The 22177-nt window shown below is 70.1% G+C and carries 21 protein-coding genes; 17 read left to right on the plus strand and 4 right to left on the minus strand.

Annotation, left to right across the window (positions count from 1 at the left end):
• Positions 1-3: 3 nt before the first annotated feature.
• The gene (locus tag ACZ6S0_RS34615) at positions 4-876 is read right to left on the minus strand and encodes an alpha/beta fold hydrolase (RefSeq protein ID WP_465923532.1); all 873 of its coding nucleotides are present in this window, start codon (positions 874-876) and stop codon (positions 4-6) included.
• Positions 877-959: 83 nt separating this feature from the next.
• Complete coding sequence (locus ACZ6S0_RS34620; protein WP_465923533.1) at positions 960-2174, minus strand: cation:proton antiporter; 1215 nt, start codon at positions 2172-2174, stop codon at positions 960-962.
• A 432-nt stretch (positions 2175-2606) separates the two neighbouring features.
• On the opposite strand from ACZ6S0_RS34620, the gene ACZ6S0_RS34625 reads away from it, so the two are divergent.
• Together ACZ6S0_RS34625 and ACZ6S0_RS34630 are read left to right on the plus strand one after the other, a co-directional pair.
• A complete protein-coding gene (locus ACZ6S0_RS34625; protein ID WP_465923534.1) occupies positions 2607-3203 on the plus strand; it encodes a DUF6230 family protein in 597 nt (198 codons plus the stop codon).
• Positions 3204-3255: 52 nt separating this feature from the next.
• Complete coding sequence (locus ACZ6S0_RS34630; RefSeq protein ID WP_465923535.1) at positions 3256-3795, plus strand: DUF6114 domain-containing protein; 540 nt, start codon at positions 3256-3258, stop codon at positions 3793-3795.
• A 63-nt stretch (positions 3796-3858) separates the two neighbouring features.
• Here the strand turns inward: ACZ6S0_RS34630 and ACZ6S0_RS34635 are convergent, their stop codons facing one another.
• On the minus strand, positions 3859-5328 hold the full coding sequence (locus ACZ6S0_RS34635) for a DUF1254 domain-containing protein (RefSeq protein ID WP_465923536.1): 1470 nt from the start codon (positions 5326-5328) through the stop codon (positions 3859-3861).
• 142 nt (positions 5329-5470) lie between these two features.
• Positions 5471-7834, minus strand: coding sequence for an arylsulfatase (locus tag ACZ6S0_RS34640; RefSeq protein ID WP_465923537.1), 2364 nt, complete (start codon positions 7832-7834; stop codon positions 5471-5473).
• A gap of 278 nt (positions 7835-8112) precedes the next feature.
• Here ACZ6S0_RS34640 and ACZ6S0_RS34645 point away from each other — a divergent pair, with 278 nt between their 5' ends.
• The 15 genes from ACZ6S0_RS34645 to dmpG all read left to right on the plus strand — a co-directional run bounded on the left by ACZ6S0_RS34645 (position 8113) and on the right by dmpG (position 22151).
• On the plus strand, positions 8113-8802 hold the full coding sequence (locus ACZ6S0_RS34645; protein WP_465923538.1) for a GAP family protein: 690 nt from the start codon (positions 8113-8115) through the stop codon (positions 8800-8802).
• Between the two features lie 259 nt (positions 8803-9061).
• A complete protein-coding gene (locus ACZ6S0_RS34650; protein ID WP_465923539.1) occupies positions 9062-9754 on the plus strand; it encodes a FadR/GntR family transcriptional regulator in 693 nt (230 codons plus the stop codon).
• Between the two features lie 329 nt (positions 9755-10083).
• On the plus strand, positions 10084-10878 hold the full coding sequence (locus ACZ6S0_RS34655; protein WP_465923540.1) for an ABC transporter ATP-binding protein: 795 nt from the start codon (positions 10084-10086) through the stop codon (positions 10876-10878).
• A complete protein-coding gene (locus ACZ6S0_RS34660) occupies positions 10878-11588 on the plus strand; it encodes an ABC transporter ATP-binding protein (RefSeq protein WP_465923541.1) in 711 nt (236 codons plus the stop codon). Before ACZ6S0_RS34655 ends, ACZ6S0_RS34660 begins: the two co-directional genes overlap by 1 nt.
• A gap of 10 nt (positions 11589-11598) precedes the next feature.
• Positions 11599-12477 (plus strand): branched-chain amino acid ABC transporter permease, encoded by an 879-nt coding sequence (locus ACZ6S0_RS34665; protein WP_465923542.1) that lies wholly within the window; start codon positions 11599-11601, stop codon positions 12475-12477.
• Positions 12474-13523, plus strand: a complete 1050-nt coding sequence (locus ACZ6S0_RS34670) for a branched-chain amino acid ABC transporter permease (protein ID WP_465923543.1) — start codon at positions 12474-12476, stop codon at positions 13521-13523. Before ACZ6S0_RS34665 ends, ACZ6S0_RS34670 begins: the two co-directional genes overlap by 4 nt.
• A gap of 35 nt (positions 13524-13558) precedes the next feature.
• On the plus strand, positions 13559-14800 hold the full coding sequence (locus tag ACZ6S0_RS34675) for an ABC transporter substrate-binding protein (protein WP_465923544.1): 1242 nt from the start codon (positions 13559-13561) through the stop codon (positions 14798-14800).
• 46 nt (positions 14801-14846) lie between these two features.
• A complete protein-coding gene (locus ACZ6S0_RS34680) occupies positions 14847-15656 on the plus strand; it encodes a creatininase family protein (protein ID WP_465923545.1) in 810 nt (269 codons plus the stop codon).
• An 18-nt stretch (positions 15657-15674) separates the two neighbouring features.
• Positions 15675-16553, plus strand: a complete 879-nt coding sequence (locus ACZ6S0_RS34685; RefSeq protein ID WP_465923546.1) for a DODA-type extradiol aromatic ring-opening family dioxygenase — start codon at positions 15675-15677, stop codon at positions 16551-16553.
• On the plus strand, positions 16553-16882 hold the full coding sequence (locus tag ACZ6S0_RS34690; protein WP_465923547.1) for an extradiol ring-cleavage dioxygenase: 330 nt from the start codon (positions 16553-16555) through the stop codon (positions 16880-16882). Before ACZ6S0_RS34685 ends, ACZ6S0_RS34690 begins: the two co-directional genes overlap by 1 nt.
• A gap of 52 nt (positions 16883-16934) precedes the next feature.
• Positions 16935-17951 carry an amidohydrolase family protein gene (locus tag ACZ6S0_RS34695; protein ID WP_465923548.1) on the plus strand — a complete coding sequence of 339 codons (1017 nt, stop codon included), beginning with the start codon at positions 16935-16937 and terminating at the stop codon, positions 17949-17951.
• Positions 17948-18586: a cysteine hydrolase family protein gene (locus tag ACZ6S0_RS34700; protein WP_465923549.1), complete on the plus strand. Its 639-nt coding sequence runs from the start codon at positions 17948-17950 to the stop codon at positions 18584-18586. The genes ACZ6S0_RS34695 and ACZ6S0_RS34700 overlap by 4 nt, the downstream gene beginning before the upstream one ends.
• Positions 18587-18589: 3 nt before the next feature.
• Entirely contained in the window at positions 18590-19471 is an 882-nt protein-coding gene (locus ACZ6S0_RS34705) for an alpha/beta fold hydrolase (RefSeq protein WP_465923550.1), read from the plus strand.
• The gene (locus ACZ6S0_RS34710) at positions 19468-21150 is read left to right on the plus strand and encodes an acetaldehyde dehydrogenase (acetylating) (RefSeq protein ID WP_465923551.1); all 1683 of its coding nucleotides are present in this window, start codon (positions 19468-19470) and stop codon (positions 21148-21150) included. Before ACZ6S0_RS34705 ends, ACZ6S0_RS34710 begins: the two co-directional genes overlap by 4 nt.
• Complete coding sequence (gene dmpG, locus ACZ6S0_RS34715) at positions 21147-22151, plus strand: 4-hydroxy-2-oxovalerate aldolase (RefSeq protein WP_465923552.1); 1005 nt, start codon at positions 21147-21149, stop codon at positions 22149-22151. The genes ACZ6S0_RS34710 and dmpG overlap by 4 nt, the downstream gene beginning before the upstream one ends.
• The last annotated feature ends 26 nt before the right edge of the window (positions 22152-22177 follow it).

Genomic DNA, 22177 nt, shown 5'->3' on the forward strand with positions numbered 1-22177 from the left:
CCGTCAGCCTGCGGCGAGGAAGGCCCGGATCTTCGCGGCGATGCGCGGATAGTCAGGGCCGAACCAGATCAGGTGACTGTCGGCCCGGCTGTCCACCAGCTCGGCGTTCGGCATCGCCGCTGCCAGGGATTCGGCGTGGGCGAAAGGTACGGACCGGTCGTTGCGGGTGGCGATGATCAGTGCGGACTGGCTGACCTGTGCGGCGCAGTCCGGCACGGGGAGCATGTCGGCGACGAATCCGCTCCCCGAGCGCATGGCGGTGAACAGTCCGGCCAGCGTGTCCCGCTCGGCGGCCGACAGGCCGGCCAGGACCTGGCGCGCGGGCAGGATGGACAGGTCGCGCAGCAGCAACCGCAGCGCCAGTGACGGCGCGCGGCGGACCAGGGATCGTAGGAGAGCCCAGGTGCCGGCCTCCACCTGGGCGTGGAACACCGCCCGGCCGCCCAGCCGGGTCAGCCGGTCAGGCCAGGGCAGGAACCCCACGGCGCTTTGCAGGATGACACGCTCGACCAGTCGGGGGTGGCGGGCGGCCAGGGTCAACGCGGTACGCCCTCCGGCCGAGATGCCCACGACCGCGGTCAGGCGTTCGATGCCCAAGGTCTGGCACAGTTGGGCGGTGGCGTCGGCGAACCCGGCCGGGGTGGTGCCCGTGGTCAGCGGCGTACGTCCGTACCCTGGGCGCGAGGGTGCCAGCAGCGTGAAGCCGGCGTCGGTGAAAACCTCCTCGCCCAGCGCCAGCCCCGCCCGCATGTGACCGCCGTGGAACACCAGGATCGTCTCGGGCCCTTCGCCCTCCAGCCGGTACTCCACCGGGCCCGCCGGCAGGCGCGCGGCGACGGTGGCTCGCTCGGCGAAGGCCGCATCAGGTGTGGACATCAGGGCACCTTCTTGCATGAGAGGGGAGCACGACCTCGGACCAGGGCGAAGGGCAAGTCGTCTGCCGGGGAGTCCGGCCGCGGTCACTCCCGTTGGCGGGTCCTGCGGGTGATGCTCCCGTACCAGGCCGGGACCTCGCGCTCGTCGTCGAACCAGCGCGCCACGACGATGTCGGTGGAGGAGTGCAGCAGGATCGAGGCCACGATGGTCACGGCGAGGAGCTGGAACACCTGCTCGGCGGGTGCGAGGCCGGAGCCGAGCACGAGCAGCCCGTACACGACCGAGGCGAAGCCTTTGGGACCGAACCAGGCCACGGCCGCCTGCTCGCGTACCGACAGTCCAGAACGCAGGAATGACACCCAGATCGCCACCGGCCTGGCCACGACCAGGGCGAGCACGGCGAACAGCCAGCCCTGCCAGCCGACCGAGCCGAGCAGCGCCGGGGTGATGAGCGCGCCGAACACCAGCAGCGCGGCGAGCTTGAACACCTCGGCGATCAGCTCGCCGAAGTGCTCGAACGACTCGCGCTGCCGCGGCCCGAACGTGGCCACGGTGATCCCTGCCGAGAACGCGGCCAGGAACAGGTTGCCGTGCGTGGCCTTGCCGACGGCGAGCACGAGCAGGCCGATCGCCAGGGCGTTGAGCGGCTCGTACTGGGTCGAGGCGGCGAACCAGCGGGTCTGCTCCAACTTGATCGCCGCCCAAGGGATGGCGACGCCGATGACGACGCCCAGGCCGAGCTCCAGCGCCAGCGTGCCGAGGTTCAGGTCGTCAGAGCCGGCGGCGACGGCGAGGAAGACGATGACGAACGGCAGTGCCAGGCCGTCGTTGACGCCGGATTCGACGTTGAGGAGTTGCCGCAGCCGGGGCGGCACCTTGTCGTTGCCGACCAGTGCGGCGGCGAAGACGGGGTCGGTGGGCGCGAGGATCGCGCCGATGAGGAACGCCTCGATCCAGCCCAGGCCGAGCAGGTAGTGCGCGCCGAGCGCGGTGATGGCCAGGGTGAGCGGCAGGCCCCAGCCGAGCGCACGTCCGGGTAGCCGCCAGGCGCTGCGCAACTCCGTCCAGCCCACCCGCATGCCATCGGTGAACAGCACGGTGAACAGCGCCAACTCGGCCAGCGTAGCGACCAGGTCGTCGCCTGGCCGTAAGGTGACCACACCGAGCACGCCGTCGCCCAGCACGAACCCGGCCACCAGGAACAGCGCGGCGGTGGACAGGATCGTACGGTGGGCCAGGCTGGACAGCAGAACGGCCAGCAGGAGCACACCTGCGAACGCCGTCAGCAGGATGCCCATCAGGGGCACCGCGTGGGAAAGACCATGGAACGCCTCCGGCCGGTCAGTGAACGATCTTGCCGACCAGACTTCCCGGCGCTCCGCGATCACCATAACAGCGGCGGTGTCAAGGCGACAGACATTTTCTTGACGGCGCACCGCGGCACCGGCCGGCCGCAGGCCCCTGCGCGAGCGGGTGTTCCTTCCTTGAGTGATCTTGATGGTGTTCGATGGGTTCTTTACAGGTGTGCCGAGAAACCTGATTGGTCCGTACGGGGCTGTCCTTCTGGTTTTCGGCAAGTTCGTCCAGTAGCAGGCCATAAGCACTGCGGCGTCCGGCGCGGGTCGCGGCGGACACCGTAGCCGTCGCCCATGCTTGGGCATAGGGCGGACTGTCACCGCCGGTACTCGATCGTCGGCTCGTCCGGCGGCGAAGCGATGTGGAGCGGGATCATGGCGGAGCAGGGACGCGTGCGGTGGAAGCGCTTCGCCTTGATGTTCGTTCCTGTCGCCGCGGTGACGTCGTTGCTGGTCGGCGCGACGGCTCAAGGGGTCATCGGTGCCACGTTCGTGGTCTCGGGCACCAGCTTCAAGCTCTACACCGGGGAGTTGCGCGGCCAGGGTCTCGCGCTGGCCACGGACGTGGTGCGCACCAAGCAGGGCCGGGTGATACCCGTCGTCGCGATCGGCGTCCGGCGGGCCGTGGTCACCGACCTGTGCCAGAGCGTGCTCGTGAAGACGCCTGTCGGCACGGCGACGCTCAGGATCACCGGTGGCCAGGGCGGCAACGAGGTGACGATCGAGAACCTGGTGATCGACGTGGCGGTGGGGCAGAGCGCGGCCACGCTGCGGGACATCGAGCTGGGCCGCGACGCCAGCACCTTGGACGAGGTCCCCGGCCTGCGGGGTCCCGTCGGCGGCTTCGGCGGCCAGGGCCGATCGCTCACGCTGAGCGACATCAGACTGACCGCGTGGGCCATCACGGCCGCGACGTTCAGCCTGCCCGACCTCGGCATCAAGATGGAGCGCGGCGAGCACGAATGCTTCTGAGACGGAACGGGCAGGCCGGCCGATCACCGTGCGAACGGAAGGGATGGGGATCATGAGGTCGTGGCGGCGTTCCCGCCCGTTCTGGGGCGGCGGGTTCATCGTGGTGGCGGGGGTGGAGTTGCTCTCGATCCCCCTCGCGGTCAACGCGCTGCCGGTGGCCGTCGTGTTCGGCACGGTCGGAGCCGGCTACCTGCTCGCCCTGGGCATGGTGATCGTCGGGGTGCTCGTCTGGCTGCAGCCCGCCCAGCGGGTCTTCCTGGGGCTGGTGGCGATGTTGCTGTCCATGGCGTCGTTCGTCTACTCCAACCTGGGCGGTTTTCTCGTCGGCATGGTTCTGGGGCTGCTGGGCGGCCTGCTGGCGGTGGCCTGGACCCCGGTCAGCGCACCTGTCAACCGCTTCGACACCGTCACCGTCCGGAGCCTGCTCGCCGCTGCCCGGACGATCCCTGCACACCTGAGCGCTCGGCGCCGGGCCATGGCCGCCGTTTCTGGACGCCTCCGGGCGGCAACGAGGAGACGCACCGGCGTCGAGATCGACGCTCCATCCGTGGACGCGGGTTCCGTCGGGAAGCTGCGCGAGCCGGCCGGGTAGTCCTCGAGATCTCTTGCGCCCGCCCCTCCCTGAGGCGGCGCAGGTGCCTCGCGCGGTGCGCGTTCACGTCCTCCGCTCGGCCTTGACGAAGTCCCCCGGGCGGTACTCGTTGTCGAAGAACCTCCGGGTGGGGCCGTAGAAGCGGAAGAGACCGAACCAGCCCCGTCCTGGGACGGTCTTGAGCCAGTTCTTCGCCCCGTCAGGCGGCTGTGGGCCGGTGTGCAGGGTGATCGAGCCATCGGGGTTGTAGTGGAGGTCGTTCATGCTGTTCAGCGACGGGTACTCCTGGCCTGCGGCGGCCACCCCGCCCGCCGTCTCGGCGTCGTAGACCGTCACCGACCAGAACAGGCTGGCGGGAGGGTCGGGAGGCAGGTCGAGACGGTAGACGTTCTCACCTCTCAGGTAGTCGCCGTCGCTGTCCTTGTAGGCGTTGCCGTACTTGGCGCCCATTCCGACGACCGACGACATCATGCCGGTACTGATGGAGTAGTGATTGACGAACATGTGGGCCTTGGCGTCCACGTCGGTGTGCCCGGTGGCACGGACCCGCCACTCCTCGTCCAGCACCGTGTGCAGGAAATCGTCTGGCGTGGTCTTGACGTGTGTGACCCAGTGGCGGCTCGGCCACCACCTGGCCTCGTCCTGACGGTCGAAGTTCGCCGCGATGTTCTTGGCCATCTTCCACGCGGTCCGCGCGGCCAGGTCGAGCAGTTTCCGCCGCCGGTCGGACGGCGCGAAGGTCTCGCCCCTGGCGATGCCCAGGGCGGCCAGCACGCCGTGCATGTACGGGTCCACGGCGTCGTCGGATTCGCTCTGCACGAACCGGTCCAGCAGGTCGAAGTAGGTCGCGTCGGCGGGGAACAGCGCGTTCACCGGCAGGTCGGAGACGTGCCGGAACCTCATCGGCTCGGCCTCTCCCCCGAGCGGGCGGATGGTGATGGACTCCACCGACGCCACCCCCGGCCCGAGGTCGTCGACCGAGGAGAAGAAGCCGCGTACGAAGATGAAGACGCCGTTGGTCGGGCTCGTGAAGACGAAGCACTCTCGCTCATCCACCTCGGCTTGGTGGCCCTGGGGCACGATGAGGTACCGGCCGCCCTTGCCGCGGTCCGGGCCGGGAATGCCGACATCGCCAAGGAAGCGTACTCCGTCGATCTCGGGTCCGGTCAGCGGCCGGTGCCAGAAGTCGTCCAGCAGCGCCTGCAGGTGCGGGGGCACGTCGATCACCAGCGGGCCCGTCCGGCTCAGGTCGGCGAAGGCCAGACCGTAGATCACATCGGAGTTCGGGGTCGCGATCAGCGTGTTCGGCTTCAGTCGCTTCTCGAACACCGACATCACGTTGTAGCCGTAGCCGGACAGGTCGCCCAGGGCCGTCCGCATCGCGTACATGTTCATGGCCGGCAGCGCCCACAGGTACGTCTGTGTCGCACGCTGGAAGAACAGTTCCTCGTCCAGGGCGCGGGCGGCCTCCGGGGTGGGATATCCGCCCTCCAGCGGCAGCGCCGCCAGAGCCTGGTACCGATCGATGCCCATCGCCCCGGCAGCCTCCTCGCTCTGTCACCGCTGTCCCTCGGCTCATACCCGCCGCCTCCCCAAACGCCGGTCAGGGCCGAGGCAGGCAATGACCGGGCTCTCCGGCCGCCGAGCGCCGCGCTCGATCGCGTGTGATCGCCGGTCAGTCCATCTTCGTGGCCAGTTCGAGCCGTTCGTGCCCGGTCGGCGGGATCACCTGCGGGAAGTCGAAGGTGATCCCGTGGATCTTGCCGGTGAACCGGAACAGGCCCCTGTCGGAGTAGTCGTCGCAGACGGGTGAGACGCAGTCCATGCCGACGTCCATGCACTCGGTGCCGCATCTCATGGGGATCTGCTCCGGCAGTCGCAACTCGCCCGCCTGTGCTCCGTCGATCGACATGGTGACGTCCGCGGGGTCTCCCGGTCGGGTGGTCCGTGGCGTGATCGTCACCTCTATCGTGTGGCTGCCGGGTGCGAGCGCGTCGGGCGAGTTGAGGTCGTAGCGCCGGAGGCCGAAGTAGTTGTAGTGGAACCGGGCTCTGCCCTCCCAGCAGAACAGCGACCACCCGGCGGTGTCGCCGCCGACGGCGAAGATCACGCCCTCGGCGCCCGAATCCGGGACGTCGACCGTGGCCGTCATGGTGAGCGGGACGCTGACGAGCTTGGGTCCGCTTCCCTCCGGCAGGCGGACCATGCCCTCGTGGAAGGTGACCCGGTTCCGCCCGGCGAAGTGGCTGGGGCGGAGGGTCACGTCGAGTCGTTCGGCGAAGCGGTCGTCGAGGGGGAAGACGTTGTAGCGGGCGGCTTCGGCCATGAACATGTCCTGGAGCTCCCGCAGGCGTTCCGGCTCCTGTTGTGCGAGGTCGACAGCTTGGCTGAAGTCGTCGGCGAGGTTGTACAACTCCCACACGTCGTCGTCCCAACTGTGCGTGCCCCTGGTCTCCCAGGGCAGGCGGCCGTGCCGGCAGGACGCGATCCAGCCGTCGGAGTACATCGCCCGGTTGCCCATCATCTCGAAGTACTGCCGCGTGTGACGGCTCGGTGCGCCGGCATTCGCGGCTGCGAACGTGTAGGCGAAGCTGGTTCCCTCGATGGGCCGCTGGACGTAGCCGTTCACCTCTGTGGGGTGTGTCATGCCGACGATCTCGAGCAGTGTCGGCGTGACGTCGATGATGTGGTGGAACTGGGAGCGCACCTTCCCGATGTCGGAGACGCCTGCCGGCCACGACACGATCATGCTGTTGCGGGTGCCGCCGAAGTGCGAGGCCACCTGCTTCGTCCACTGGAAGGGTGTGTCACCGGCGTGGGCCCAGCCGACGGCATAGTGCGGCGACGTGCCGGGCAGGCCCCAGGAGTCGGCGAAGCCGATCGTCTCGTCGATCGACGGCTGGCGCCCGTTGAGGCTCATGACCTCGTTGGGGGTGCCGACCAGTGACCCTTCGCCGCTGGAGCCGTTGTCGCCGAGGATGTAGATCACGAGCGTGTCGTCGAGCACGCCCAGTTCCTGGATCGCGTCGATGACCCGGCCCACCTCGTGGTCGGTGTGCTCGAGGAAGTCGGCGAAGTTCTCCGCCTGACGCGCGAAGAGCCGGCGATGCTCGGCGGGCCGGCTGTCCCACGACGGGATCTGCTCAGGTCGCTCGGTGAGCCGGGTGCCCGGCGGGATGATGCCGCGATCGAGCTGGTTCTGGTGCACGATCCGGCGGTACTCGTCCCACCCCATGTCGAAGCGGCCCTCGTTGCGGCCACGCCAGTCCAGCGGCGGCTGGTGCGGAGCGTGCGCCGCGCCGGGAGACAGATAGGCCAGGAACGGGCGGTCGGGAGCGATCGCCTGCTGCCTGGTGATCCAGCCGATGCACTCGTCGGCCAGGTCCCGGGTGAGCTGGTAGCCGTCCTCCGGCCGAGCCGGAGGCTCGATCGGCTGGGTGTCACGGTACAGCGACGGGAAGAACTGGTCGGTCTCGCCCGCGATGAACCCGTAGAAGTAGTCGAAGCCCTGGTGCGTCGGCCAGTTGTCGAACGGACCCGCCGCGCTCGTCTGGTTGTCGGGCACGTTGTGGTTCTTGCCGAACCAGGCCGAGGTGTAGCCGGCGTGCTTGAGCAACTCGGCGAAGGTCGCGGTGCCCTTCGGGATGATGCCGCTGTACCCCGGGTAGCCGGTGGCCATCTCCTGGATCACCCCGGTCGCGACGGTGTGGTGATTGCGTCCGGTGAGCAACGCCGCGCGCGACGGCGAGCACAGCGCCGTGGTGTGGAACTGGTTGTAGAACAGCCCGCGATCGGCCAGTCGCTCGGCCGTCGGCATCCTGACCAGGCCGCCGTTCACACTCGGCCAGCCGAACCCCACGTCGTCGAGCAGCACCAGGAGGATGTTCGGCGCCCCGTCCGGGGCCTGCCGGGGCGACGGGAAATCAGGGGTTGACTCGGTCGCGTACGTCCCGATGTGCGCGTTGGCGTAGCCCCACTCGGGCTCGGGCAGGTGATTCCTGTCGAGGTGGATCGGAAACCGGTGTGAACTGTCGCGCATCAACCAAGCTCCGTTCGGCCCGGGCCACGTGGGCGGCGGATTGCCCCTGTTGCCAGTCTTTCCGTGGGCGCTGCGGTCCGAAAACCGAGCATTGAGCATTTGACGAGGTCAGAAGGCAGGCTTGGCATGCAGACAGAGACCTGACCGTGGTCGAGGGCCGCTCCGGCTCCGGGTACGCACGCCGAGCGGTCGGCCGTCGGCGGCGCGGCACCTCGGATCGTCAAGCATCATCCCAGTTCAAAGGGGGTACGTGACTCGCGACTACCGGGAGAATGACCATGGGTGAGGCGTTCGCCGACATGCTGCCGTACACGTTGGGCCTGATCGTCTCGCCGTTCCCGGTCGTGGCCGTCATCGCCCTGCTGATCAGCGCGAACGGCCGGGCGAAGGCCCTGCTGTTCGAGGCCACCTGGCTGATCATGAGCTGGGCCGTCCTGCTCGCCCTCATCGCCCTGCTCGGCGCCGCCGAGGTCACCGGCCAGGCCAAACCCGCCTGGCTCGGCCGGCTCAGCCTGATCATCGGCGTGCTCCTGATCCTGATGGCCCTCGTGGGCATCCGCAGAGCCGCCCGCCGCGGGGAAGGCAAGGCCCCCGAGGCGCCCCGCTGGATCGCCGCCATGGACACCATGACCGCCCCCAAGATCATCGGCGTGGCCGCCATGCTCATCGTGGCCAACCCGGTCAACCTCGCCTCCCTGGCCGGCGGCGCCATCGCCGCCGCCGGCGAGCCACTCCCCCTCGGCCGGCAGCTCGTCCTCGCGGCCGTGTTCGTCGTCATCGGCAGCGTCGGCGTGCTCACCCCCTACGCCACCGCGCTCACCGCGGGCGGCGACCAACGACTCCAACGCATGCGAGGCTGGCTGATCCAGCACAACGGCGCGCTCACCCTGCTCCTGATGATCGTGTTCGGCCTGCTGTTCCTCTCCAAGGGCCTCCGCAGCCTGTACCCGCCCACGTCGGACGGTTGACCCCTCAGGACGGCTGACTGCTCGGGCGGGTGCGTACCGGCAGGGCGGTCAGCGCGCGCCGCAGGCCGATCCGGTCGGCGGGCACGGCCAGTTCCAGTGCGGGGAAGCGGCGCAGGAGGGTGCCGAGCGCTGCGAGAACTGCCCTCGCGTCGCGATCAGACCTATCGAGTATAGTTAATGGACGTGACCGGTGTTCCTCCGGTCGACCGCCGGGCGCGGGGGCGTCCGACGGGGCCCACGAGAGATCGGGATTGCTCACGTGCCGGATGTCGCGCCCTTGCCGCCCAAGATGTCACGAGCCGAGGCCCTGGTGCGCGAGCTGGAGAGCAGGATCCTGTCCGGGGAGTGGGCGCGCGGTGATCGGCTGGGCACGCGCGAAGATCTGCGGGTCAAGTACGGCGTCGCCGCGGCGACGGTGAGCGAGACGATCCGGATGCTGGAGTCTCGCGGGCTGGTGGAGACGCGGCCGGGCAACGGCGGGGGAATCTTTGTCAGCGAACCGGCCGGGTTCGTCCGGCTCGGTAACAAGGTTCTGGAGCTGCGCAGCGAGGCGGTCACCGTGGCCGACTGCCTGGCGGTGCGCGACGCGCTGGATCCGATGGTCGTGGTCGAGGCCGCGCGTCATCGCACCGACGATGACGTCCCCGCGCTGAGAGCGCTGCTCGAGAAGCTGGTGAACAGTCTCGACGACCCGAACGCCTACCTCACGGCGAACTGGGCGCTGCATCGCAAACTTGCCGACATGAGCGCCAATGTCGTGCTCCAGCACATGTACCTCGGCCTGCTCGACTTCATCGAGAGCCAGGTGAACGCGGTGGTCCCCGGCGCCGGCTTCGGCGGCGACGAGGCCCGGGAGGCGCATATCGCCATCGTGGAGGCGGTCTGCGCAGGCGATGTGGAAGCCGCCCGGCGTGCCGGGGAGCGGCACGTGCGCCTGACCGCGGGCCGCTGACGACTGCGCCGCGCGCAGGTCGCGGCTCTCTTTCCACACATTCGGTCACCGGCGTGGACCGGATCTTCGTGCTGTCCGGGCGGCGGCGCCCCCGCTTCGGATGAAGGTGCCCGCTTCGTGGGTCTCGCGCGGCCGATGACCGGCGATCGGCCGGGCCAGTTCGTCCGCCTGAACGCGCCGTGTATCCCCCGTAACAGCAGGTTTACCAAAGAGGTATAAACCGGACTTAGCGCCTCTTGTCACCGTCGCGGACCAAACTATATATTCGATGCATTCATTGGGTCGGTACCCCCCTGGTACCCACCTGAGCAGAGAGATGGGACCCGCGTGTGCCTGAGCCCGATGCGCCGTCCGGAGACCTCCGGCCCAGCCTTGAAATCACCGAACTGTCACTGCTGCTCGGCGGCGTCCGAGCCCTCTCGGATGTGAACATGGCCGTCGAACCGGCGACGATCGTCGGGCTCGTCGGGCCGAACGGCGCGGGCAAGACATCCCTGTTCAACTGCGTCTGCGGCTACTACCCGGCGACCTCGGGCCGGATCCGCGTCGAGGGCGTGGACGTGACGCGGCGCAGGCCGCACGAGATGCCGCGGTACGGCGTGGCGCGGACGTTCCAGCATCCGATCCTGGAGCCCGGGTACACCGTGCTGGAGAACGTTCTCACCGGTGGCCACATCGGCATCCGTTCCGGCCCGCTGTCGTACGCGCTGCGGTTGCCGCAGGCCGTCCGGCAGGAGCGGCGCACCATCGCCGCCGCCCGGGACCTGCTCGGCTACCTGGAGATCGAGCACCAGGCCGACCTGCCCGCAGGCGAACTGTCCTACGGCGGCCAGAAGCGGGTCGAACTGGCCCGTGCGCTGCTCACCGGGCCGAAGCTGCTGCTGCTGGACGAACTCGCCTCGGGGCTGACCCACGAAGAGGTGATGGACCTGGCCGAGGTCATCAAGCGGATCCGCGTCGACCACCGGATCGCGGTGCTCCTCGTCGAGCACCACATGGGCATGATCTCGGCGATCACCGACAAGGTGATCGCGCTGGTGGAGGGCGTGAAGGTCGCCGAGGGCACCGCCGCACAGGTGCAGCGGGACCCGGCGGTCGTCGAGGCCTACCTCGGAGCGGCGTGATGGCGCTGCTGGAGATCCGCGACCTGCGGGCCGGGTACGGCGCCGCCGAAGTGCTGCACGGCGTCACGCTGACCGTCGAGGAGGGCGGCACGACAGCGCTCCTGGGAGCGAACGGCGCGGGCAAGACGACGACCCTGCGCGCGCTGTGCGGCATGATCGCGCGGCGTGGCGAGATCGTCTTCGACGGGCAGGACATCACGAGCCTGAGCACCGAGCGGATCGCCCGCCTCGGCGTGGCGCACGTCCCGCAGGGCCGTGGCACCTTGGCCAACCTCAGCGTGCGGGACAACCTGCTGGTCGGCGCCCTGCTGCGGCGCGACCGGCCGGCGGTTCGCGCCGATCTGGATCGCTGTCTGGCGATGTTCCCTGCGCTGGCCAAGCGGATCAAGGCCGCGGCCGGCACGATGTCCGGCGGCGAGCAGCAGATGCTGGCGGTGTGCCGGGCGCTCATGAGCCGCCCGAAACTGCTGGTCCTGGACGAGCCGTCGCTCGGCCTCGCACCCGTGATCACCCGTCGCGTCTTCGACGCGCTGGTCGGGCTACGCGCCGAGTGGGGCGTGTCGATGCTGGTCGTCGAGCAGAACGCGACCCTGGCGCTGAGCGTCGCCGACTGGGCGTCCGTGCTCGAATCCGGCCGCGTCGCGGTGGCCGGGCCGGCCGCGGAGATCGTCGGCCGGGACGACGTGCGCCGAGCCTACCTGGGCACGTGAGGAGCTGTCGATGAACATAGTGCAACAGGTCATCGATGGGATGACCACGGGTTCGATCTACGCGGCGCTCGCGCTGGCCCTGGTGCTCGTCTACCGGTCCACGGGGATGATCAACTTTGCCCAGGGGCAGATGGCCGTGCTCTCCACCTATCTGGCCTGGGCGATGAGCCAGACGGGCGTGCCGATCGTCCTGGCCGTCGTCCTGGCCGTCGTGATCGCGATCGCGATGGGAGCGGTCATCGAGCGGCTGCTGATCCGGCGCTTCGAGGGGCGCGAGCACCTCACGATGATCATCGTGACCGTCGGGCTCATGACCACGATCAACGGCGTGGTGATCTGGATCTGGGGCGCCGACCTGAAGACCATCGCGTCGCTGTTTCCGTCGGACGCCCTCGGCCTCGGCTCGGCGCGCTTCACCGTGCACGACGTCGGCACGGTGGCCGTGCTGGTCGCCGTCATCGTGGTCATGCAGGTGCTGTTCCAGCGGACCCGGCTGGGGCTCGCGCTGCGCGCCGTGGCGGACAATCCGCAGTCCAGCGCGCTGTCCGGGCTGCCGATCGGCGTCCTGCTGATGACCGGCTGGGCGCTGGCGGGGGCGGTGGGAAGCCTGGGCGGGGTGCTGATCGCCCCCAAGATCTCGCTGCAGCCGGGCATGCTCGACAGCGTTCTGATCTACGCGGTGGCGGCGGCGATCCTGGGCGGGCTGGACAGCCCGATCGGCGCCGTGGTGGCCGCCTGGGTGCTCGGCGTCGTGCAGAACCTGGCCGGCACCTACATCCCGCTGGTCGGCACCGACCTGCAGATCGCGGTGCCTCTTGTGATCATGGCGGTCGTGTTGCTGATCCGGCCGCAGGGACTGTTCGGGCGGCGGGAGGTGATGCGGGTATGACCCGCGTTGCAGAGGAAGGATGGCGCGGCGGGCTCGCGAGGCTCACAGCGCGGCGGACGACCAGATGGGTGTTGGGCGCGGTGGCGGCCGCCGTCCTGGTCGCGATTCCGTTCAACGCCTCGCCGTACACGAATCTGCAGTTGGCGCTGGTGATCGCGCTGGCCGTCTCGCTCCGCGGGATGGACGTGCTCACCGGACACGCCGGCCAGGTGACGCTCGGTCAGAGCGCGTTCTTCGGAATCGGCGCGTACTCCGGCGGCTACGGTTTCGCGCAGGGCTGGCCGGCGCCGCTCTCGTTCCTGCTGGCGGTGGTTCTGTGCGTGATCGCGGGCGTGATCGTGGCCATACCGGCGGTGCGGCTGCGCGGCTTCGCGTTCGGCGTGATCACGCTGGCGCTGCCCGTGGTCATGGCGCCGCTGGCGATCCGGCTGGACTGGCTGACGGGGGGACCGGTCGGGCTGGCGGTCACCACGGTGCGGGCGCCGGCGTGGAGCGGCCTCGCCGACGACCAGTGGCAGTACCTGCTGGTGCTCGCGGTGGGGGCGGTGATGTTCCTGCTGGCGCACAACCTGCTGGCGGGCCGCGTGGGACGGGCGCTGACGCTGATCCGGACCAGCGAGATCGCCGCCTCGTCGGTCGGGATCCCGGTGCAGCGCTACAAGGTGCTCGCCTTCACGGTCGCGGCGGCGTACGGCGGGGTGGGGGGCTGGCTGTACCTCACCGCGGTGCACTACATCGGCGTGGACTCGCTCGCCCTGACGCTGTCGATCTCCATGCTGGTCGCCTTGGTGGTAGGAGGAGTGCGCAGCCCGCTGGGGTGCGTGATCGGGGCGGCCTTCTACATCCTCGTGCCGAACATCACCGACAAGGCCACCCCTGGACGCTCCGCGCTGTTCTTCGGCGTCGCCTTGCTGATCGTGCTCTTCGTGGTGCCGAGCGGACTCAGCGGAGCGCTGCGGGCCGGATGGTCCCGCCTGCTGACGAGTGCGCGTCCGGCGACTCCGGCGGCCGCGCCGCCCAGCGCCGAGCAGCACGCGAGCGCCTGACTGAAATGTTCCTTCCCACCCCCTGGAGCGATGCGTTGAGACTGTTCACCCGACACCTGGCGCTGGCCGCGGGCACAGCGAGTCTGCTGCTGCTGGCGGCCTGCGGCCGCGGCTCGGACGCGACCGGTTCGGCCGGCGCCGACCCCGGCATCACCGACACCACCGTCAAGATCGGCACCAGCCAGCCGCTGTCCGGGCCGCTCGCGGCGATCGGCGAGGCGACGGTCGCCGCCGCGCAGGCGTACTTCGCGCACGTCAACGCGCAGGGCGGCGTCAAGATGGCCGACGGCAAGACCCGCAAGATCGAATACCTGTACTACGACGACGCCTACGACCCCGCCAAGAGCGTGCAGAACTACCAGCGGCTGGTCCATCAGGACGAGGTGTTCGCGGTGTTCCACCCGCTGGGGACCGGCCCGAACCAGGCCATCATGGCGCGGGCCAACGCGGACAAGGTGCCGCACCTCTTCACCCATGCGGGTGGGGCGCAGTTCAGTGACCGCGCCAAGAACCCCTGGACGATCGGCTGGGGTCCGACGCCCGACTCCGAGGGCGAGGCGTACGGCAAATACCTGGCGGCGCAGAACAAGCCGATCACGGTGGCCGTGCTGCGCCAGAACGACGACCTCGGGCAGGGCTACCTGAACGGGCTGGAGCAGGGCATCGCCGGCTCCCAGGTCGAGATCGTCAAGATCGCGACGTACGGGCGTACCGACTCGACGGTCGACAGCCAGATCTCCTCGCTGGCCGGCACCAAGGCGGACGTGCTGTTCATGGCCGTCGTGCTCCCACCGCTGATGATCAGCGGCATCAAGCACGCCGGGACGCTCGGCTGGTCACCGGACATCTATATGGCCAACAACACCTCCGACATCACCGGCGTCCTCAAGGTGGGCAAGCTCACCGGTCTCCGCACGTTGTACTCGGCTTCGTTCATCAAGGCCGCCGACGACCCGCAGTGGAAGGACGATCCCGGAGTCGCCCAGTACCTCGACCGCATCAAGTCCTTCCCCAAGGCGCTCGGCAACCTGGTGAACGGGGAGATCGCCTACGGCGAGGCTCAGACGATGGTCGCCGCGCTGCGGCAGACCAAGGCGCCCACCCGGCAGGCCCTCATGGACGCCGTGCACTCGCTCAAGGGCGACTCGATCTCGGACGTACTCCTGCCGGGCGTCACGCTCGACTCCACCGACCCCACGGCGCCACCGGTGCACGGGCACGTCGTGCAGCACTTCGACGGCGAGTCCTGGGTCGCGCGGGAGGGAGGAGACGAGTGATCCACGAGACCGCCGTCGCCGAGAACCCACAGGAAGGGAGGTCACCTTGTCATATTCGATCTTCGAGGACACCGTCGCCGAGATGACGGGTCAGGAGCTCGAGGCCGCCGCGCTGCGCAACCCGCCCATGTTCCTGCCGCTGGGGGTCATCGAGGCGCACGGTCCGCACCTGCCGCTCGGCACCGACGTGTACGGCTCGTACCTGCTGTGCCGCCTCACCCGGCGGCGGCTGGCCGAGCGGGGCGTGGAGAGCCTGATCGCGCCGCCGTACTACTGGGGCATCAACTTCGTCACCGGGGCCTTCCCCGGCTCCTTCCGGGTACGCCGCGAAATCGCCGAGGGCCTGCTGTCCGACATCCTGGACACCGTGCTGGAGAGCGGGTTCAGCCGCGTGTTCCTGGTCAACCACCAGGGAGACCTCCGGCACAAGCAGATGGTCGCGGACGTCGTGCGGGCCAAGCACGCCGCAGGGCACCCGGGCGTCCAGTGGCTCGACGACGGGGCCTCCCTGGAGCGGCTGGAGCAGACCGGCCAGGAGCCCATGTGGCGCCTGTACGACCCGCCGGAGGAGTGGCGCGGCCGGCTGAGGACCCACGGCGGCGAGACCGAGACCGCGCTGGTCGGGCGGTACTTCCCGGAGCTGGTCAACTGGGACGAGCAGGAGCACCTGGCCGCCGCGTACCTGTCGGCGCCGGAGCTGGCCGAGTGGCGCAGGGGCGGGGAGCACGCGCCCAAGGTGACGCCGCTGGGGTACCACGGCGACCCGCACCCGTCCTACGACGAGTGGCGGTACTACGACCACCACGCCAAAGCCATGGCGGACGCCGTCGCGGCGGCGCTGTCCGAGAACGACTGAGCAGGAGGCAAGGACGATATGGCCGAGATCTCGCTGGCGGTCGCCGCCAGCCACGCGCCGGGGCTGACCGGCTGGTTCGACAGGGCGCCGGAGGAGGACCGGCAGGTGGTGAACGAGGCGTACGCCGCGCTCCGCCAGGCCATCGTGGAGTCGGACATCGACGTACTCCTGCTCATCGGGAACGACCACGTCGCCAACCACCGGGTGGGCTCCGGCATCGACTTCACCTTCGGGCTGGCGGATCGCCACCAGGGGCCGGACGAGTGGTTCAAGCCATGGCTGCGCGTGCCGGACTACGACATTCCGGGCGCCCCCGAGGTGGCCACCGCCCTGTACGACCGGCTGCGCGGCACGACCGGCGTCACCGTCGACGGCGCTCGGGAGAACCTGCGCTTCGATGACAACGTCTCGGTGCCCGTGACCAAACTCGGGCTCGCGGACCTCGGCGTACCACTGGTACCGGTGCTGCAGAACTGCACCATCCCCCCGGTCCCGGACGAGCGGGCCTGCTACGCCTTCGGCGCCGCGCTCGGCGCGGCGATCCGCGACGAGTTGCCCGGCGACCTGCGGGTCGGCCTGTTCGGCTCGGGCGGCCTCAGCCACGAGCCGGGCGGCCCGCGCTACCTGGAGATCGACGAGAAGTTCGACCGCTGGTGGCTGGACCTGCTGGAGGCAGGCGACCACGACAAGATACTGGCCGAGGCCACCTTCGACCGCATGGAGGAGGCCGGGTCCGGCGGCACCGCCGAGCTGCTGTCCTGGGTCGTCGTCCTCGGCGCCATCGGCGAGCGGCCGTGCGCCTCGCTGGGCTACGTCGCCTTCGAGGACTGGCGCTGCGGCGTCGGCGCGGTGCGCTGGGACATGACGGCGACCGACGACACGGCGGAGGTGAAGTGATGGCGCTGGACTACTTCCGGCCACAACTGCGGACCAACGACCTGGTCCAGGACCTGAAATGGAACGACGGCCTACGGGCCCGCTTCGAGACGGACGAGGAGTCCGTGCTCGCCGAGTACCCGCTGACCGGCGAGGAACGCGAGGCGATCCGCGATCGGGACTTCCGCAGGCTGTACGAGCTGGGGCTGCACCCCTACCTGCTCAGCCAGCTCGCCCGTCTGGTGTACGGCACGGGCGAGAAGGCGGGCACCTCCGCCCCGGCCATGGCCCTCATCCGATCGTTGCTCGGCGATGAGTACGACCAGTACATGGCGAACCGTGGTGATTGAGCCCGGACGGCGGCCCGGATCCGCGCCGGACCGCCCGGCCACCCGGACCCCCGTGATCGACGTGCACGCGCACGCTCTGCCCATGCCGTTGCTGCGCGACCTGGCCGCCTCGGGCCACGCCGACCTCGCGGCGCTGTCCGAGGGCGCGATCACGCTCGACCCTCGGCTGAGCGGCCTGGTGGGCTGGTCGCGGATCCCGGTCGCGCCCCAGCAGTACGACGTGGCCGCCCGGCTCGCCGCGATGGACGCCACCGGCGTGGACGCGCAGCTCGTCTCCGCGCCACCGTTCGTGTTCGGCTCGATGTGCGAGGATCCCGGCCTGGTCATGGACGTGACCCGCCGGGTGAACGACGCACTCGCCGAGTTCGTGGCCGCCGCGCCCGGCCGGCTGTTCGCCCTGGCCACGGTGCCGATAGGACATCCGGAGGCGACTGCGGAGCTGGTGCGCTGCCTCGACCGGCTCGGCTTCGCCGGGGCCGCCATCGGCTCCTTCGGCGGCGGTGTCGAGCTCGACGACCCGAGGAACGAGGAGCTGTGGGGGGAGCTGTCGGCCCGCCGTAGCTTCACCCTGCTGCATCCGAGCCGGGCCTCGGCCGCCGAGCGGCTGGCGTCGTACTACCTGGTTCAGTTGCTGGGCTACCCGGTGGAGACCGCGCTGGCCGCTTCCCGGCTGATCCTCGGCGGCGTGCTGGACCGGCACGGTCTGGTGCTGTGCCTGGCGCACGGCGGTGGCTGCGTGCACGGCGTCGGCGGCCGGCTGAACCTCGGCTGGCGGCGCAAGCCGGTGGCCCGTACCACGCCGGAGCTGCCCGCCGACTACCTGACCGGCCTGTACTACGACACCGCCGTGTTCAACGGCACCACGCTGCGGCGGCTGATCGAGGACGTCACCGCCGGGCACGTGCTGCTCGGCACCGACATGCCGTTCGACCTGGCCGACGAGGTGCCGCTGCAGACGGTCTCCGACCTCGGCCTGCCCGCGGCGGACGCGGCGGCGATCCTCGGCGGCAACGTCCAGCGGCTGCTGTCCATCGACGTCGAGCCGGTGACCCGAAGGCTGGTCGGATGAGCGGCCGGACGGATGGGACCGCGCTGGTCGTGATCGACGTGCAGAACGACTACTGCCACCCCGACGGCGTCTTCGCCCGCGCGGGACTCACCGTGGATGCCCTTCCCGAGCTGGTCACCGCGATCAACACGCTGGTCGCCGCGGCCCGCGCGGGCGGACGTCCGGTGATGTGGGTGCGGATGGAGTGGTCCGGCGACGGAGAGGTCGGGCTGCTCGGCGAGCGCAGCCCGTTCCTGCGCCACGCCGGGCTGCGCGCCGGCACCTGGGGCGGCGAGCTGGTCTCCGGCCTGGACGTGCGGGACGGCGACATCGAGATCGTCAAGACCCGGTTCAGCGCGTTCTACGAGACGCCCTTGGCGCGGATGCTTCAGGAGCGCGGGATCGGGCGCGTCGTGGTGGCGGGCGTACGCACCGACTTCTGCGTCGAGTCGACGGTACGCGACGCGTTCTTCCGCGACCTGAAGGCCGTGGTCGTGACCGACGCCGTCGCCGGCTACTTCGACGAACTGCACCGGGCGAGCCTGCGCGTGATGGGCACCGTCTTCGCCGACGTGACCGACCTCGACACGGCCACCGCCCTGCTCAGCGCCCTGCCTGCCACAGCGGCGGGCGCAACCACGAACGACGAGGAGTGACCAATGAGCACGACCGTGAACGTGACCCCGACGGCCAGGACCGTCGAGATCGACGGGGTCGCCACCAGCGTCATCGACACCGGCGAACCGCCGTCCGGCGCCTCGGCGCCTCCGCTGCTGCTCCTGCACGGCTCGGGTCCCGGGGTGACGGCGCTGGCCAACTGGCGGCAGATCATTCCCGTCCTCTCGGCGTCGCGCCGGGTCATCGCGCCGGACCAACTGGGCTTCGGCGGCACGGCCACCGGGGAGCCGCGCACGTACGGGCGGGGCGCCTGGACCGGGCACGCGCTGGCCCTGCTCGACCAGCTCGGCGTGGACCGCGCCGACGTGATCGGCAACTCGATGGGCGGCGCGATCGCGCTGTCGCTCGCGGCGGCCCGTCCGGACCTGCTGCGCCGCATCGTGCTGATGGGCAGCATGGGCGTCGCGATGCCGCTGCCCGAGGGACTGGACGGGGTCTGGCGGTACGAGCCCAGCATCGAGGAGTCGCGCCGGGTCATCGGCCTGTTCGCCTACAACCGCGAGCTGATCACCGACGACCTGGTCCAGATGCGTTACGAGGCGAGCACGCGCCCTTCGGTACGCGACTCGTGGGCGGCCATGTTCCCGCCGCCGCGCCAGCGGTGGGTGGACGACCTGGCCCTGTCCGGCGCGGAGCTCAACGCGATCACCCAGCCGGTGCTGCTGGTACACGGCCGCGACGACCAAGTCGTCCCGTGGAGCTCCTCGGCCGCCCTGCTGGACCTGCTGCCCGATGCCCGGATGCACATCCTGGCCGGCTGCGGCCACTGGACGATGATCGAACGCACCGCGGACTTCCTCGCCGTCGTGGAGCCCTTCCTGACCGGCGAGGCGACCCCGGCATCCGGGAACGCCGCGCGATGACCGCCATCGACCGGGCGGTGGACCGGCTGGCGGACGCGGCCTCCACCGGCAGGCCGTGCCGGCCGGTCCGCGACCTCGTCACCGACGTCCCCAGCGCCTACGAGGTTCAGCGCCGCCTGAACGCCCGCCGCCGCACCGCTCCCGTGACCGGCAGGAAGATCGGCCTCACCTCCCCCGCCGTGCAGCGGCAACTCGGCGTGGACCAGCCGGACTTCGGCGTGCTCTTCGCCGACATGGAGGTGTCCGGCCGCACGCGCGCCGACCGTCTGCTGCAACCCAAGATCGAGGCGGAGGTGGCCTTCGTGCTCGCCGCCGACCTGACCGGCGACCTCGATGCGGCCGCGGTGCGGGCGGCGGTCGAGTACGCCGTCCCCGCCCTGGAGATCGTGGACAGCCGCATCGCCGACTGGGACATCACGATCACCGACACCGTCGCCGACAACGCCTCCAGCGGCCTGTACGCGCTGGGCTCCGAACGCGTTCCCCTGAGCGCGTTCGAGCCGGTCGAAGCGACCATGCGCATGTACGCCGACGACGAGCTGGTCTCGCAGGGGACCGGCCGCCTGCTTGGGCGACCCGCTCAACGCGCTGCTGTGGCTGGCCCGCACCGCCCGCGACTTCGGCGACCCCCTGCGCGCGGGTCAGGTCATCCTGTCCGGCGCGCTGGGACCGATGGTCCCGGTCTCCCCCGGCATCACCATAAAGGCCGAAATTTCCGGGCTCGGCTCGGTGGCCGTGACCTTCGAGGACGATCCTTCATGAACAACACCAAAGTGGCCGTGATCGGCTCCGGCAACATCGGCACCGACCTGATGATCAAAGTGCTGCGTCTCTCCGGCGCCCTGGAGATGGGCGCCATGGTCGGCATCGACCCCTCCTCCGACGGCCTGGCCCGCGCCCGCCGCCTGAAGGTGCCCACCACCCACGAGGGCGTGGACGGCCTGATCGCCATGGACGGCTTCGCCGACATCGACATCGTCTTCGACGCCACCTCCGCCAAGGCCCACCTCGCCAACGCCGCCAAGCTGGAACCGTACGGCAAGACCCTCATCGACCTCACCCCCGCCGCCATCGGCCCGTTCGTCGTGCCCCCGGTCAACCTCGACACCCACCTCACCGCGAACAACCTCAACATGGTCACCTGCGGCGGCCAGGCCACCATCCCCATCGTGCACGCCGTCTCCCGCGTCACCCCCGTCGCCTACGCCGAGATCGTGGCGTCGATCGCCTCGAAATCGGCGGGACCGGGCACCAGGGCGAACATCGACGAGTTCACCGAGACCACCGCGCACGCCATCGAGCAGGTCGGGGGCGCGCGGCGCGGCAAGGCGATCATCGTGCTGAACCCGGCCGACCCGCCGCTGATCATGCGTGACACGGTCTTCTGCCTGACCGGCGACGCCGACCACGACGCCGTTCGTGCCTCGGTGGAGGAGATGGTGGCCGAGGTCGCCACGTACGTCCCCGGCTACCGTCTCAAGCAGGACGTGCAGTTCACCCCCGTGGACGAGCCGGTCACCACGCTCACCCCCGAGCCGGTCACCACCCGCGTGTCGGTGTTCCTGGAGGTGGAGGGCGCCGCCCACTACCTGCCCGCCTACGCCGGCAATCTCGACATCATGACCTCGGCCGCCCTGCGCGTGGCCGAGCGGATCGCCATCGCGGGAGCGGCAACGTGAATCTCTACCTCCAGGACGTCACCCTGCGGGACGGCATGCACGCCGTCCGCCACCGCATCACCCCCCACGACGTCGGCCGCATCACCGCCGCCCTCGACGCCGCCGGCGTGGACGCCATCGAGGTCGCCCACGGCGACGGCCTGGCCGGCGCGTCCGTCAACTACGGCCCCGGCAGCAACACCGACTGGGAGTGGATCGAGGCCGCCGCCGCCAACATCCACCGGGCCAGGCTCACCACCCTCCTGCTGCCCGGCATCGGCACCATCGCCGAACTCAGGCACGCCCACTCCCTGGGCGTCCGCTCGATCCGCATCGCCACCCACTGCACCGAGGCCGACGTCGCCGCCCAGCACATCGCCACCGCCCGCGAGATCGGCATGGACGTGGCCGGCTTCCTCATGCTCAGCCACATGGCATCCCCTGCCGAACTGGCCCGGCAGGCCAAGCTCATGGAGTCCTACGGCGCCCACTGCGTCTACGTCACCGACTCCGGCGGCCGCCTGACCATGGACGGCGTGCGCGAGCGCGTCCGCGCCTACCGCGACGTCCTCGACCCCGGCACCCAACTCGGCGTCCACGCCCACCAGAACCTCTCCCTGGCCGTGGCCAACAGCGTCGTCGCCGTCGAGGAGGGCGTCACCCGCGTGGACGCCTCCCTGGCCGGGCACGGCGCGGGCGCCGGCAACTGCCCCATCGAACCGTTCATCGCCGTGGCCAACCTCAACGCGTGGACACACGGCTGCGACCTGTTCGCCCTGCAGGACGCCGCCGACGACATCGTCCGCCCCCTGCAGGACCGCCCCGTCCAGGTCGACCGCGAAACCCTCACCCTCGGCTACGCCGGCGCCTACTCCAGCTTCCTGCGCCACGCCGAGACCGCCTCCCGCCGATACGGCATCGACGTACGCACCCTCCTGCTCGAAGTCGGCCGCCGCCGCCTCGTCGGCGGCCAGGAGGACATGATCGTCGACATCGCCCTCGACCTGCTCGACACCCGGTGAACCTCTCCTGAGCGGCGTGTGCTGAG

Source organism: Nonomuraea sp. NPDC051298 (genome assembly GCF_055586305.1).